The sequence below is a fragment of the Hoylesella loescheii DSM 19665 = JCM 12249 = ATCC 15930 genome, from assembly GCF_000378085.1.
GTDB classification, from domain to species: Bacteria; Bacteroidota; Bacteroidia; order Bacteroidales; family Bacteroidaceae; genus Prevotella; species Prevotella loescheii.
The window spans coordinates 27,254-43,213 of record NZ_KB899227.1 but is presented as its reverse complement, the minus strand read 5'-3'; the positions used below and the strand labels follow the sequence as shown (position 1 = coordinate 43,213).

The window sequence follows — 15,960 nt, the reverse complement described above, 5'->3', positions numbered from 1 at the left end:
CACCGACACGTACCCGCCAGTAACGCTCGAGGCGGGCTTGCCCTTGGCGTCGGTGTTGCGTTTGAACTCGTAGTTGGAATACAGAACGTCGTACTCCTTACCTCCCATTTCCAATGTGGCTCTGAATGAACTCATAAATCTTGTTTTAGGTTGTTGTTGAATATTTACACTATGCGTCTTGTCCTTCCATTTCCCCCATGCGCGAGGGCAACGAAAAGAGAACGCCGTCAACGCCGCCTGATTCCGCCTCAGCCCCTCATGCGCAGCTGTTTTCCATGGCAGAACGTAAGGAACGCGGCCAAACGTGGTTGATGTTGCAAATCTAGACATTTAATCCCAAAAAATCAAGAAAAAGGAATCCGAATCTCAAAAAATTAACCCTCTTTAAACCTAGGAGGTGCGTATCAAAATTTTACATAACGAATCTTAATTCCGGGTGTGTGGGCAGCCCGAAAAGACACGAGGGCACCGAAACGACAAATGGGCCATGTCCCTTGGCGTGCCCTTCGGGCCCTTCGGGGCCTGTCGTGCGTGCGAGCGACCTTATGCCCTAAGGCGTTCAGGAGCAGTTCACCATCCCATAGCAATAAGCCCTGAAACCCCAACGGCAAAGCCCAAGGACACAACTCGCTAACCGCCCGCCTCGTTACAGGTAAGATGGAATGCCATTACAGACAAGGCGGAACAATGCTCCAGATAAGATGGAACAGTGTTCCGGGTGACATGTAACAGGGTTACGTCTTAGCGATAACGACACATGATTTAATCTACTGACAACCTATTAACTACCCTTTGGTCATGAAAACCCATCAAAACCGCCTTCGGCTTTATGCCGAACAGTCGCCTGCGCTACATCGGTCAAGAGGGAAAACATAACGCCATTGCCACGACATCAGTATAAACCCTGCCTTATATATATTAAGGTACGCGCGCACGCGAGAGAGAATTGGAAATAAGATATGACAAAAACAATTGCAAATACCGCACAAAGCGACAGAGGAACCGAACCAAACCACCTTGCGAAAAACAAGGCTAAGACACGAGTCTAAATGGCTTATTGCATTCGCGACTTGTTGCGACTGGCATCTATTCGCAAAAATATGAATAGCAAGATTGTGAAGCCCCAAAGACTGGAACCTCCATAGCTGAAGAACGGCAAGGGGATACCAATAACTGGCGTGAGCCCCAATACCATGCCCACATTGATGAAAAGGTGGAAGAGGAACACGCTCAACACGCAATAACCATAGATGCGTCCGAACTTGAAAGGTTGCCGTTCGGCCAGCTTAATGAGTCGCAATATCAGCGCAAGGAAGAGCAACAGCACTGCTGCCGAGCCTAAAAAGCCCTCTTCTTCGCCAACGGTGCAGAAAATAAAGTCGGTATCTTGCTCCGGCACAAACTTCAATTTGGTTTGCGTTCCGTTAAGAAATCCCTTACCCCTTAGTCCACCCGACCCGATGGCAATTTCGCTTTGGTGCACATTATAGCCAGCACCAGCAAGGTCTTCTTCTAGTCCCAGCAGTACGTTGATACGCACTCGCTGGTGGGGTTCCATAACATCGTTAAGCACATAATCTACCGAATAGAAGAACAACACCGAGCCAACCGCAAAGATCGCAATGTAGAAATAGTTGCGGATACGAGCGCTGAGCCAACGATAGATTAACCAACACACAAGGGCACCGGTTAAAATGAGCTGCACAATAGTGACATCGAAAGCCGTAATGAACTTAGACACCAGCAAACACAGACCTGTGAGGAGTATTCCAAGGGCTACAAGGCGCGTTGTTCGTCCGCGATCGTTAATGTAACTGCGCACCATGCCCGCCGTAAACACTTGAACAAGGATCAAAACGATGAATCGACCGAGCGAGGTTGGCGTGTCCCAAAGCATCACTTGTTCAAAACGCACGCCCACAACAAAGTAGATCACCATGGCTACACCCGTGAAAAGGAAGCTGCCCGACATGCCTTCGCGATAGAACATGAGGAAGAACGAGAAGTAAACCAAGGCCGACCCCGTTTCTTTTTGCGCCACAATGAAGATCATGGGCAATATGATCACCAGGCAGGCAGAACCAAAATGCTTCCAGTTATTCATGGTAAAGCCGTAAGTACTCATCAGTTTGGCCACAGCTAGGGCCGTGGCGAACTTGGCAAATTCGGCCGGTTGCAGGCGCAGTGGACCAAGAACGAGCCACGAACGCGAGCCTTTAATCTCGTGAGGGTTGAAAATGGTGGCGAAGAGCAGCAACAGCATGCCCACGTAAATAAAGAAGGCGAAGGTGTCGTAGAAATGGTCGTCGAGGGTGAGTAGCACGAAGCCGAGGCATATAGACGTGCCAATCCACACGATCTGCATGCCCGAACGCGTATCGAGACTGAAGATGTCGGTGTCGCCATAGGTGTAGCTGGCACCGCAAACACTAATCCACCCGAAGATGAGTAGTGCGAGGTAGATGCCAATCGTCCACCAATCAAGCGAGCCAAGCATGCTCGGTTGCCTATCTGTTGCTCGTACCATAAGCTATTCTTCTGCTTTGGAAAACGCTAGCTTGTGCCTCCGAGAAGGCCGAGAGTTTTCCGTTGATATACTGTTCCATCATGAGCGAGCCAATGGGCACGCCGTATGTAGCACCAAATCCACCGTTTTCCACATACACGGCAATGGCGATTTTGGGGTTTTCCATAGGTGCAAAGCCCATGAAAACAGAGTGGTCTTGTCCGCGGTTTTGTGCCGTACCCGTTTTTCCACACACCAAATAGTCGGCCCTATTGGCTGCATGGCATGTACCACCTACCACAGATGCGCGCATACCTTCTACCACATACTCGTAAGCTTCACGACTAGCCTTGGTGTAATGGCGTCGTCGATAGATTGTATCGAGAGGTTCTCCCTGCACCTTACGCACAACGTGGGGAATGTAATAATAGCCTCGATTGGCGATGGTTGCACTTAGGTTGGCTATTTGCAGTGGTGTTAAGTTCACCTCTCCCTGGCCAATGGAGATACTGATGATGGTTAATCCGTTCCAAGAGCCCTTATATGCCTTATCATAAAAGGCTGCGTTAGGTATCAAACCACGTTTTTCGCCAGGCAAATCGATACCAAGCTTATAGCCGAAGCCCATGCTTACCATGTAATCGCGCCATGTATTCATGGCCTCTTGCACGTTACGGTAGCGTTGGCGGTTACCAATCATACGGAACAAACCCCAACAAAAGTAGCTGTTACATGAGGTACAGAGGGCTTGCACAAGGTTGGTCGGTGCGCCATGAGGGTGACATCCCACGTGCAAACCACGATAATTAAAGCCACGAGCACAAGGAAAGAGGGTGTTTTGGTCGATAATACCCTCGGTCATATATGTAAGTCCCTGTGTGGTTTTAAATGTTGAGCCAGGCGGATACTGTCCCATGATAGAGCGATTGAGCAGCGGTTTCCACACGTCTTTTGAAAGAGCGAGGTGATTTCTACCTCTCTGTCGGCCCACCATGATACGCGGATCGTAGCTAGGCGACGAAACCATGCAAAGCACTTCGCCCGTAGATGGCTCAATGGCAACAATGCTACCAATCTTGCCTTCAAGCAAACGCTCTCCCAATTCTTGCAACTTGATATCGATACTCAATGTGAGATCTTTGCCTGCAATAGGTCTACGGTCGAACTTTCCATTTTGATAGTTTCCCTGAACACGTCCGTGGGCGTCGCGCAAAAGAATTTGCACACCCTTTTCGCCACGAAGCTGCTCCTCGTAACTACGTTCTACACCCAGCTTGCCTATGTAATCGCCAGGCTGATAGTAGTCGGAGTTCTCCACATCGCTCTTCGATACCTCGGCCACATCACCCAAAACGTGAGCAGCGTATGGATACTGATACTGTCTGATGCTTCGTTTCTGCACATAGAAACCAGGAAAACGGAAAATTTTCTCTTGGAAAACGCTGAACTCCTTATCAGAAAGCTGGCTCATGAACACTTGTTCGGTAAAGCGCGAATAGCCTGGATTTTTGTTGCGATCCTTGATATCGTTCATCCGTTTGATGAAATACTCCTTGGTAATGCCCAAGGCATTGCAAAACTCCATTGTGTCTAAGCGCCCCTTTTCTTCGTTCATCACCACCATGATGTCGTATGCTGGTTGGTTGTAAACAAGCAAACGGCCATGCCTGTCGCTGATTGCGCCACGCGAGGGATATTCTATTTTCTTGAGAAAGGCGTTACTATCGGCGTTTTTCTTATAGTCGTCGCTGAGCAATTGAAGCGTGAAGAGGCGGATGAGATAGACTGTAACAATGAATATAGCCACCCCACCGATAACCAATCGCCTTTTGTCGAATTCGAAATCTTTCACGCCACGTATCTCCCTTACCTACCTCTAAGGTTATCTAGCACCATCACCAACACCAGCGTGAGCAACGTGCTGCCAGCCACGCAAAGAACCCACTGCAGCCAATTGAAGAACGAGAAGGCTTCTAAGGAGAAGAAAAGCAAGCAATAAGTGAAGATGTTGATGAAGGCAAAAAACAAATATCGCCCAAAGCCCAGCACCTTAATGGAAGGCACGAGGTCTTCGGCGCTCTCCCTTTGGATAAAAAGTTCCAAAAGGTAAGGCCTTAACAGGGCCACAAGTGTTAGCGAAGCCGCTGCCACACCTGGCGTATTGGAGAACATATCCACACCAATGCCCAAGGCAAAGGCCCAAACGAGCATGCCCCACTTGGGATAGTTGCGCGGGAAGAGCAACACCATATATATATATAGCAAAGGTGTGGCGCTGTCGAAGAGGTGCACATGGTTCAGCACCAGCACCTGCACCAACAGGAAGACGAGGAAAGTCCCCAATGTTTTCAATACGCCTACGGTCATGTCTGTATTCTTTCTCTCTGCTTTTATTGGCCTTTCGGCCATTGTTTTTATGCGTCGCCCTTATTCGCGTTTCACCTTGAGCGAGTCTTGCACGGCGCGCATCATCTCCAATCGCTCTTCCATTCCTGCATTGTCAATCACACACACATCACGCAGCCTACCAAAGTCAGTAGCCAACTTCACCTGCAAGCGATACGATAGTCCGTTTGGCGAATTAAATACATGCAGTATCTTGCCGACCAACACACCCGGTGGGAAGATGGACGAATAACCACTCGTAACCACATTCATACCCAACTTAAAACGAGCATGTCGTGGAACGTCGTCTACGTATGCAATGCCAGGATCGCCCCCATTCCAATGTAGATACCCAAAATAACCTCGCCCTTTAATCATACAGCTGATATTGGAGTGCGAGTTAAGGATAGGTATCACCACCGAATAGTTGCGAGAAACGAGGTAGACCACGCCCACCACACCACTTCCGCAAGCCACGCCCATGTCTTTTTTTACGCCATCGGCCCAGCCTTTATCAATGGTGATGAAGTTGTCTTTCTTGTCGAGCGAGTTACTCACAACCCTCGCGGGATACAGCTTAAACCCTTCAAGCGCCTGCTTTTGGGTTCGTGCCACGTCTGTGCTATCGTGTTTGGCACGTGTTAGCAACTCTTGCATGGCCACCATCTGCTGTTCCAGCTCAAGGTTGCGTTGTGTCAGTTCCTTGTTTACTTGCCTAAGCGAGAAGAATGTTTCCACCCACGAATTGGCTTCGTACACTTTTCCTGCCACTTCATTGGCCGAAGAGAACCACACGCTAGCCTGATAGCTGTTGTATTGGAACAGCAATATCACGCTAATCACTTCGAGAGCCAAGAAAACGAACCAGTGGTTGTGGCGCGTGAGAAATGCAAAGAGGTTGCGCATGCACTTATCTCATGAGGAACGAGAACCGCTCAACGTTCTTCAATGCGATGCCTGCACCCTTTGCCACACTGTGCAATGGGTCTTCGGCGATGTGGAAAGGAATACTGATCTTTTCTTTCAGCCTGCGGTCGATACCACGAAGCAAAGCGCCACCACCTGTGAGATAGATACCATTCTGCACGATATCGGCATACAATTCGGGAGGCGTGTTCTCCAAAGCCGACAGCACAGCGTTCTCAATCTTAGCGATAGTCTTGTCCAAGCAGTGAGCAATCTCTTGGTAGCACACGGGCACTTCCATCGGCAGAGCCGTGATACGGTTCGGTCCATGCACAACGTAGTCTTCGGGAGCTTCATCTCCTAGGTCGGTAAGAGCAGAGCCTACGTGGATCTTGATACGCTCGGCCATACGCTCACTCACCTTCACATTGTGCTGGCGACTCATGTATTCTTGTATCTCTGCGGTGAGGTCGTCGCCTGCCACACGAATAGAGTTGTTCGAAACGATGCCTCCCAACGAGGTAACGGCAATTTCAGTAGAACCTCCACCGATATCAACAATCATGTTTCCTTCGGGCGCTTCCACGTCAATTCCAATACCAATGGCAGCGGCCATTGGTTCGAAGATGAGGTAAACATCACGTCCGTCGGCGTGTTCAGCCGAGTCGCGCACGGCACGAAGTTCTACTTCGGTGCTTCCCGAAGGCACACCGATAACCATTCTCAATGAAGGCGAGAACAGTCTGCTACCCGTATGCACCATCTTAATCAGTCCGCGCATCATCTGTTCGCAAGCCGTAAAGTCGGCGATAACACCATCGCGCAGCGGTCTTACCGTGCGTATGTTTTCGTGTGTCTTCTCGTACATCAGCTTTGCACGTTCGCCTACGGCAATCATTTTGTCGGTTCGGCGGTCTAGTGCTACCACAGAAGGTTCGTCTACAACGATCTTGTCATCGCTGATAATGATGGTGTTGGCCGTCCCAAGGTCCATCGCAATTTCTTGCATGAAAGAAAAAAATCCCATGTCTTCTTTGTTTTTCGGTTGTTGGACTGCCTCAACGTGGCGACATTCTTCTTGCGTGTCTATCCCATTGGGTTAGCTTTGCCGAGCGGTTTTGTCCCTCGTGTGTTGTTTGTCCGTTATGTTATTAATTTTTATTTCTCATTTCAATCGCGCCCGAACGTTCCCTTACGTGATATTCGTTTGCGCGAAGGGCTCTACTCCAAACGTGCCTTTGCAGTTCTACCTAGTATCATATCATTTGCATTTACTGAGCTTTACAAGCATTACTTGCAAATCGCAGTGAAGCATAAGGCGAATGTTTAGGCAAGCATATTAGGTCTACGGTCAAGCCTTGCTGGCCTCGAACCATGCGTTTATGGCCTTGTCGTAGTGGCTGCTAACGCCGAAAGCGCGTGTGGCAAATGCCTTGCGCTGTGCCAGAGTGGTGTTGGCACCACTGGTTTTCAGAATGTCGAGCAACATTCCATACTCGTTTTTGCTGGGCACTATCACCACATCGTTGAAGTTTTTGGCACCAGCCCTGATGAGCGAGATACCCCCGATGTCTATCTTCTCGATGATATCGGCCTCGCTTGCGCCATTGGCCACCGTCTCTTCAAAGGGATATAGGTCTACGATAACCAAGTCGATGGGGTTGATGCCATATTGTTCCATCTGCGCTTGATCGGCATTGTTATCGCGTCGGGCTAGAATTCCGCCGAACACTTTTGGGTGAAGCGTCTTCACCCTACCGCCCAAAATGGAGGGATAATCCGTTACATCTTCCACAGCACCACATTCGTAGCCAAGCTTTTCGATAAACTGGCGTGTACCTCCAGTAGACAGAAACTTTACACCTTCATCGTTTAATTTGGCGAGCAACTCGTCAAGTCCGTCCTTGTGAAATACAGACACGAGTGCTGTCCTAATCTTCTTTGTTTCAGCCATAAACCTATCTGAGTTGTGATATTCGAGTTGCAAAGTTACGAAAAACATCGAAGAGTAGACCAATCGTTTGGCTAAAAAACACATTATATATATTAAAAAAGATGAGTTTCTTAATTTGCGGGTTTCTTAGCATATAAGTTTTATCGTGCACAAGCCATCAAATCACAAGACTTGCAAGCCTACAAAACGAACGAACAAAGAAGCTTATCGTAAGAAAGACGAGGCTTTGTAATTAACCGTCTTTAAGCAAACGGACAACACTTGGCAGACACATGCGTCAGTACAAAGGCGCTTGTAGTGTGGCTACAAAGTGCTTGTAGTGGGACTACAAGTGGCTTGTAGCGTGACTACAAAAGACTTGTAGTGTGACTACAAAAGGCTTGTAGCCCCACTACAAACGGCTTTGTACTGATTCGTTGCTAGTAAAAGCGCTTGTAGGCGAAATGCTAGAACCAAACCTATTTCGCCATAATAAACTCGAAAACTCAAGTTAAAGGCCGTCTTTACAAAATAGGCGGGGTGGATTGGGTAAATAAACGAAATGTCTGTACAACCAAAAAATTAACTCCTCACGCTTGTCAATCACGATAATATTGCTTAAATTTGCAATAACCTAATCGCACATTTATTATATATGCAATATTCAATCGTTGCCCCAGAAAAGCTAAGGGTGGTGGTTACACTACCTGCCTCGAAAAGCATAAGCAACAGGGCGCTCATCATGCACGCCTTGTCTGGCAGACCCATACTGCCACAAAATCTATCGAATTGTGACGATACGCGCGTCATGGTACGTGCGCTCACCGACATGCCGAAGAACATTGACGTTCGCGCCGCTGGCACCGCCATGCGTTTTATGACTGCCTATCTAAGCTGTAGAAAGGGCGAACACACGCTAACAGGTACGCAACGCATGCGACAACGGCCAATTAAGCCCCTTGTAGAGGCGCTTAGATACTTGGGTGCAAAGATAGAATACGAAGCCAAAGACGGCTACCCACCCATACGCATCTACGGAAAGCCGCTCGAAGGTGGAAATGTGGAGATGCCAGGAGGTATCAGTTCGCAGTTCATATCGGCCTTGTTGATGATTGGCCCTTCGTTAAAGAAAGGCTTGGAGCTAAAAATGACGGGACAAATTGCCTCTAGGCCCTACATAGACCTTACCCTCTGCATGATGCGCGAATATGGAGCGAAGGCCGAATGGACAGACATCGATGCCATTAGCGTGAAACCTGGCCAATACAATGTGGGTCAATACAGCATTGAAAGCGATTGGAGCGCGGCTTCGTACTGGTATGAGATGGTGGCGTTAAGCAACGATCCCGATGCAACCATTGAACTTGAAGGATTGAGTGAGAACTCTAAGCAAGGCGATTCGGTGGTTCGTCACATCTTCTCTTTGCTAGGCGTGAAGACCGTTTTTTCGAAACATCCTGCGGGCCAACTAACGAAAGTGACGCTAAAAAAGCTGCGCACAAGACTGCCCAAGCTGGAATACGACTTTGTTAACTCGCCCGACTTGGCGCAAACGCTGGTTGTTACGTGTGCCATGATGGGTGTTCCCTTCTATTTCAAGGGACTGTCGAGCCTGCGAATAAAGGAAACCGACCGCATCGAGGCATTGAAGAAAGAGATGGCGAAGTTGGGTTTTGTACTCCGCGAGATGGGCGAAGGGGAACTGGCCTGGGACGGAATGCGCTGCCGACCATCAGATGAAGCCATCGACACATACGAAGATCACCGCATGGCTCTGGCCTTTGCGCCTGTGGCTTTAGTAAATAAAGAAGTGAAAATAAACCAACCTGGCGTGGTGAGTAAGTCGTATCCACAGTTTTGGAGCGACCTTCGCCAGTCGGGATTTGAAATAAACGAGAGATAGACAATGCACATACTACTGTTGGCCTTGCTAGGCTTAGCAATCTTTGCGGCCGTGTTGGGACTGCTCTCGCGTAAAAAAAACGCGGGCGAACCCGATGTGGTGAAGGCCGACACGGCTTCATGCGCCACCTGCTCGGGTGAAGACGAGCGGTGCGAACACGACTGTATGCTGGAGGCGGCAGTGCGCGATGTGGAATATTACGATGACGAAGAGCTGGACAAATACCGCGGAAGAGACTCGGCCGACTATACCGACAGCGAGGCCGAAGAATTTGCCGAGGTGTTCTACACCATGCGCCCAAGCGACGTGCAGGGCTGGAACAGAAGCCTAATACTGCGACAAATAAACCTGCCCAACCAGTTGAAAGACGAGGTGATAATGGTCATCAACGACGCAAGCTTGGCCTAACCGCCACGCCATAAGCCACGAAGCTACGGAGCATTGTTGGCCAACAAACAAGTGTGAAACAGATTTTTGAATGGACATATTAGAATACTCCTTTTTTCAGAACGCCCTCCTCGGCTCGCTCTTGGCCAGTGTGCTGTGCGGGTTTATCGGCACATACATCGTCACTAGGCGACTGGTATTCATCAGCGGCGGCATCACGCATGCCTCGTTTGGTGGTATTGGGCTAGGCGTATTCTTAGGCATCAACCCCATACTTTCGGCCATGGTGTTCTCGGTTCTTAGTGCCTTCGGTGTGCAATGGATGTCGCGCAGGGGCGATGTACGCGAAGATTCGGCCATTGCCGTATTCTGGACGTTTGGCATGAGCCTAGGCATCATCTGTTGTTTTCTTTCTCCCGGTTTCATGCCCGACCTCCCTTCCTTTCTCTTTGGTAGCATCCTCACCATCGGTCAGGCCGACCTTTGGCTGCTTGCCGCACTGCTTGTGGTGGTGGCCATTGTCTTCGCGCTACTCTATCGCACAATACTAAGTGTGGCTTTCGATGTAGACTTCGCCCGTTCGCAACGCTTACCCGTGGCATTTATCGAATACCTGATGATGGCTCTCATAGCCCTTACCATCGTGGGAACGCTTCGCATGGTGGGCATAGTGCTTAGTATCAGCCTGCTAACCATACCCCAGATGTCGGCCAACGTGCTTACCCACAACTTCAAGCGCATGATTGCGTGGAGTATTGTCATCGGTTGGGTAGATTGTCTCATGGGTCTGGGCCTCTCATACGCACTCAACGTACCGTCGGGCGCATCCATTATCTTCGTCAGCATCCTTGTCTATCTCGTGTTAAAGATAGGCAACATTGTTTTCAAAAAACGCCAACGCCAGCTTGAAACAATTTAAATCCACATATAGCCTTGCCTTGTGGCTAGCCCTCGCGCTGCTGCTCGCTGCCTGTTCGGCCAGTAAGAACACGGCACGCAGTCGTTGGTGGCAAGCTTTCAACACCCGTTATAACGTTTATTACAACGGAAACATGGCTTATGTAGACGGTATGCTGGAGAAAGAAAACGGCAACCGAGACAATTATACCGAGCTTTTGCCCCTCTACCCCGTGGCCAATAAGGGCAGCAAAGAACTTGGCAAAGGCAACTTCGAGCGTGCTATTCTCAAGAGCGAGAAGGCCATTCAGCTGCACAGCATTAAACGACGCCCCACGTGGGATAAGAAGCGACGCAAGACCCAGCGTGATATCGAGTGGCTAAATCGTCGCGAATACAACCCCTTTATGTGGCGCGTGTGGATGCTTATGGGTCGTTCGCAGTTCCATAAGGGCGATTTCGACCAAGCCGCATCCACCTTTGCCTACATGTCACGCCTCTATCGCACCCAACCCCACATATATGCCAAGGCCCGCGCATGGCTCGCCAAGACTTATATTGAACAAGGATGGATGTACGATGCTGAAGACGTGATACGCAATATGAGCAGAGATTCGATGGATTGGCGTGCCGTTAAGGAGTGGGATTATACCCACACGCTCTACCATCTGCATACTGGCGAATGGCAAAAGGCCATCCCCTATCTGCAAAAGGTTATCAAGCACGAGATGCGACGCAAGCAACGGGCGCGCCAATGGTTTCTTATGGGGCAGTTGCAAAGTCTCGTGGGCAATCGCGACGCTGCCTATAAGGCATTCAAAAAGGCAGCATCGATGCACGCCTCTTATGAACTAGACTTCAATGCACGCATCGCCCAAACCGAGGTTTTGGCGCAAGGCCAGTCCAAGAAGATGATTGCCAAACTGCGACGAATGGCCGCTAACGACAACAATCGCGACTACCTAGACCAAGTGTACTATGCCATCGGTAACATTTATTTGGCACAACGCGACACTGCCAATGCTATTGCCGCCTACGAAAACGGTGGAAAACGAGCCACACGCAATGGTATTGAGAAGGGTGTTTTAATGCTCAAGTTGGGCAATGTCTATTGGCAGAAGCAACGTTTCTCTGACGCACGCCGCTGCTACAACGAGGCTTTGGGACTTCTCGATAAAGATCGGCCCGACTACGAAGAGCTTTCAAAGCGCTCAAAAATACTCGACGAGTTGGTACCGCACGTTGAAGCGGTGCATCTGCAAGACTCCCTACAACTGCTGGCCACCATGCCCGAAGCTCAACGCAACGCAGCCATCGACCGCGTGATTGCCGCCTTAAAGAAGAAAGAAAAAGAAGAACGCGACGCACAAGACGAAGAGACAGCCCGCAGAACCATCGCACAAAACAGTGCCGCTTCTGACATGCCAAATACCCAAACACCCATGCAACGCACGCAACAGGGTGGCGGATGGTACTTTTACAACCCTATCGCCGTGAGCCAAGGCAAGGCCGCTTTCGAACGCCAATGGGGCAAACGCGACAACGTGGATAACTGGCAACGCCTGAACAAGGCCGCTGTGGCCCTGAACACGCCCATCAACGAACCTTCGTCTGCACAACGCGACTCGCTATTGGCCGAAGAAGCACACCGCGACTCCATACAAAACGCCATGAAAACGGCCGAAAACGACCCACACAAACGCGAGTTCTACCTGGCGCAAATTCCGTTCACCGACGAGCAACGGCAAGCTAGCGACCTGCTGCTCACCGATGGACTATTCCATTCGGGCGTTATTTTCAAAGATAAGCTTGATCAACTTGGCCTGTCTGAAAAAGCCTTACGCAGACTCACCGACAGCTACCCGCAGTTCGATAAGATGCCCCAGGTGTATTATCACCTCTTCTTACTATACATGCGTAAGGGCGACAAAGCCACAGCACAACGCTATGTAGACTTGCTGAAACAGCAATATCCCAAGCACGAACTTACCGAGCTGGTGGCCGATCCCTATTATTTCACCAATGCGCAGCGAGGCGAACATATCGAAGATTCGCTTTACGCCGCCACCTACGATGCCTTCAAGGCCGAGAACTACGATATAGTGAGGCGCAACGCAAAGGTTTCTGCCACCAAGTTTAAGCATGGAGCCAACCGTGACAAGTTCCTATTCGTAGAGGCTTTGTCTATGCTCCACGGTGGAAACATCGATGGCTGCCTCAACGGTTTGCAAACGCTGGTGGAGCAATATCCCCAAAGCGAACTCAGCAAAATGGCCGCAATGATTGTAAACGGCATTAAGGCGGGCAGGCGCGTACAAGCGGGCGGTTTCGACCTGAACAACATTTGGCAACGTCGAACTGCTGCCACCAACGCTGCCGACAGTCTTAAAGGAAAACAGTTTAGCAACGACCGCAACGCCAACTTCCTCTTCGTGATGGCCTATCAGCCCGATTCCATAAACGAAAACCAGTTGCTATTCGCCCTAGCCAAATATAATTTCACCAACTATCTGGTACGAAACTTCGAGATACGAACCGAAACCGACAATGGATTACGCCTGATGACGGTGAGCGGTTTCCGCAATTTCGACGAGGCATTGCAGTATGCACGCGAGCTACATCGCCAAACGGGCATCACGAAAAGATTGCACAATGGCCGTAGAATCGTAATTAGCGAAGAAAATATGCTACTTCTTGGCAAGGAGTTTAGCTTCGACGACTACGACAAATTCTACGCCAAGCATTTTGCTCCACTAAAAGTAAGCACCTTCCGACTGCTAAATGAGCCTGCCGAAATTGTGCGTCCCGAAGCTCCCGTACGACTTCCCACCATCGAAGAGATAGACCGCGCACTGGATAACGACTTCATTTTACCCGACGAAAAGTCGGCAACGGAAGTTGACGACGATACGTACCCTATCACAGACGAGCCTAACCAAAAGCAAAAAGGCAGTTCTGCAACAAAGCAAAAGGCAGACGACACAACGGTGATAGAAGCGACACAGCAACGCACACAACATGCTGACGATGGTACCATCGTGATAGAAGACGATGCACCCAGTACCTCCAAGGCAAAGCAAAACACTAGTAAGTCCCAACAAAAGGCGCAACAACCCATCCAACAAAGAGGTAAAACGCCACAAACCCAAACGCTGCCAAAGGGCAAAACACCTGTCAAGGCGGAGCCCAAATCCCAAAAGCAACCCACAAAGACAGAGAAGAAAGAAGACACGGGTATTGATTTCAAAGACGATCTAGGTAATAAGGGCAAGAAGCCTGAACCTAGAAAGACGCCCACCGCTAAGCAAGACAACCCTAAAACGCCTGCTAAGCCGAAACGAAAAGAGATTGACCCCGACGACGAATACTACGATTTAGAAGGATTTTAGACAATGAACAATGGATTGATTTTATGGGCCGACGACGAGATAGAATTGCTCAAGGCCCACATTATATTTCTAGAAAAGAAAGGTTATGAGGTTGTAACCGTGAGCAATGGCATGGATGCACTAGACCAATGCACACAGCGCAACTTCGACCTTATCATGCTCGACGAGATGATGCCTGGTCTGTCAGGACTCGAAACCTTGCAACGCATCAAGGAGATACAGCCTGCCACGCCCGTGGTGATGTGTACCAAGAGCGAGGAAGAGAACATTATGGAGCAAGCTATCGGTTCGAAAATAGCCGATTACCTCATCAAGCCCGTAAACCCGAGTCAGATATTGCTTACGCTGAAGAAAAACATCCACCGTAAGGAGATAGTTTCCGAAGTGACGCAAACGGGCTATCAGCAGAACTTCCAAGACATTGCTATGCAGATAATGGACTGCAAAACACTCGACGACTGGCGCAAAGTGTATCGTCGGTTGGTACACTGGGAATTGGAACTGAGTAATACGGGCAGCAGCATGGCTGACATATTGGTAACCCAAAAAGAAGAGGCCAACAATGGTTTTGCCAAATATGTAAAGGCCAATTATATGGATTGGGTGGCTGAGGGCGCATCTACATCGAACGGGCGACCCGTGATGAGCCCCGACCTATTTAAGTCTACCATCTTCCCTTTGCTCGACAAGGGTGAGAAAGTCTTCCTTATCGTGCTCGATAACTTTCGATACGACCAATGGAAAACGCTCGAAAGCGAAATTGGAGATCTCTTCGACATCGACGAAGACATGTATATCACCATCCTTCCCACCGCTACACAATATGCGCGCAACGCCATATTCAGCGGTCTTATGCCCCACAAGATTGCGCAAATGTTCCCCGACCTATGGGTAGACGAAGATGAAGAGGAGGGTAAGAACCTCAATGAAGACCTGCTGATAAAGACGCAGATAGAACGGTATCGCCGTCACGACACCTTCAGCTACAACAAGGTGAATACATCGGCAGATGCTGAGAAGCTGCTCGAACACTTCTCGCAATTGGCACAAAACGACCTTAACGTAATGGTATTCAACTTTATCGACATGCTTTCGCACGCCAGAACGGAGTCGCGCATGGTACGCGAACTGGCCAACAACGAGTCTGCTTACCGTTCCATCACACTCAGTTGGTTTCGCCATTCCATACTCGCCAACCTCTTTAAGCGACTTTCGCAGAGCGATTTCACCGTGGTTCTCACAACCGACCACGGTTCTATACGCACCTCAAAACCCGTAAAGATAGTGGGCGACCGCAACACCAACACCAACCTTCGTTATAAGTTGGGCAAGAACTTGAACTATAACGCTAAAGAGGTTTTTGCCATCAAAGAGCCTCACAAAGCCCAATTGCCTTCGCCAAACATTAGCACCAGCTACGTTTTCGCCACAGGAAACAGCTTCTTTGCCTACCCCAACAACTACAATTATTACGTATCTTACTACAAAGATACGTTCCAACATGGGGGTATCAGCATGGAAGAGATGCTCGTTCCGCTGGTTACCATGCGGCGAAGACGATAACCACGCATTTTCTAGCGCAAGCAATACTTCCACTCAAAATAAGCATTTAACCGCCAACCAAAGGGCAAACATACCCTCGGAACGGCCAAAA

12 protein-coding genes are annotated in these 15,960 nt (G+C 49.4%); 5 read left to right on the top strand and 7 right to left on the bottom strand.

The features are described from left to right. The 7 genes from tssD to F453_RS0112970 form a co-directional block, all read right to left on the bottom strand. A partial coding sequence (gene tssD, locus F453_RS15505) for a type VI secretion system tube protein TssD (RefSeq protein WP_309546380.1) occupies positions 1 to 135 on the bottom strand: 135 nt, incomplete at its 3' end. Positions 136 to 1,054: 919 nt separating this feature from the next. Then, positions 1,055 to 2,527: a rod shape-determining protein RodA gene (rodA, locus tag F453_RS0112995; protein WP_025790161.1), complete on the bottom strand. Its 1,473-nt coding sequence runs from the start codon at positions 2,525 to 2,527 to the stop codon at positions 1,055 to 1,057. Beyond that, positions 2,508 to 4,358, bottom strand: coding sequence for a penicillin-binding protein 2 (mrdA, locus tag F453_RS0112990; protein WP_009237451.1), 1,851 nt, complete (start codon positions 4,356 to 4,358; stop codon positions 2,508 to 2,510). Before mrdA ends, rodA begins: the two co-directional genes overlap by 20 nt. Before the next feature lie 14 nt (positions 4,359 to 4,372). Then, positions 4,373 to 4,915: a rod shape-determining protein MreD gene (gene mreD, locus F453_RS0112985; RefSeq protein WP_009237452.1), complete on the bottom strand. Its 543-nt coding sequence runs from the start codon at positions 4,913 to 4,915 to the stop codon at positions 4,373 to 4,375. A gap of 18 nt (positions 4,916 to 4,933) precedes the next feature. Beyond that, entirely contained in the window at positions 4,934 to 5,797 is an 864-nt protein-coding gene (gene mreC / locus F453_RS0112980; RefSeq protein ID WP_009237453.1) for a rod shape-determining protein MreC, read from the bottom strand. Between the two features lie 4 nt (positions 5,798 to 5,801). Beyond that, positions 5,802 to 6,824, bottom strand: a complete 1,023-nt coding sequence (locus F453_RS0112975; protein WP_009237454.1) for a rod shape-determining protein — start codon at positions 6,822 to 6,824, stop codon at positions 5,802 to 5,804. 324 nt (positions 6,825 to 7,148) lie between these two features. Beyond that, on the bottom strand, positions 7,149 to 7,751 hold the full coding sequence (locus F453_RS0112970) for an IMP cyclohydrolase (RefSeq protein ID WP_026292583.1): 603 nt from the start codon (positions 7,749 to 7,751) through the stop codon (positions 7,149 to 7,151). A 634-nt stretch (positions 7,752 to 8,385) separates the two neighbouring features. Here F453_RS0112970 and F453_RS0112965 point away from each other — a divergent pair. From F453_RS0112965 to porX, 5 genes are all read left to right on the top strand, one after another. After that, the gene (locus F453_RS0112965) at positions 8,386 to 9,633 is read left to right on the top strand and encodes a 3-phosphoshikimate 1-carboxyvinyltransferase (protein ID WP_018968396.1); all 1,248 of its coding nucleotides are present in this window, start codon (positions 8,386 to 8,388) and stop codon (positions 9,631 to 9,633) included. A 3-nt stretch (positions 9,634 to 9,636) separates the two neighbouring features. Continuing rightward, a complete protein-coding gene (locus F453_RS0112960; RefSeq protein WP_018968395.1) occupies positions 9,637 to 10,041 on the top strand; it encodes a hypothetical protein in 405 nt (134 codons plus the stop codon). 70 nt (positions 10,042 to 10,111) lie between these two features. After that, positions 10,112 to 10,939, top strand: coding sequence for a metal ABC transporter permease (locus F453_RS0112955; protein ID WP_018968394.1), 828 nt, complete (start codon positions 10,112 to 10,114; stop codon positions 10,937 to 10,939). Continuing rightward, positions 10,926 to 14,306: a type IX secretion system periplasmic lipoprotein PorW/SprE gene (gene porW, locus F453_RS0112950; RefSeq protein WP_018968393.1), complete on the top strand. Its 3,381-nt coding sequence runs from the start codon at positions 10,926 to 10,928 to the stop codon at positions 14,304 to 14,306. The genes F453_RS0112955 and porW overlap by 14 nt, the downstream gene beginning before the upstream one ends. 3 nt (positions 14,307 to 14,309) lie before the next feature. Continuing rightward, positions 14,310 to 15,869, top strand: coding sequence for a T9SS response regulator signal transducer PorX (porX, locus tag F453_RS0112945; RefSeq protein WP_018968392.1), 1,560 nt, complete (start codon positions 14,310 to 14,312; stop codon positions 15,867 to 15,869). Positions 15,870 to 15,960: the final 91 nt, after the last annotated feature.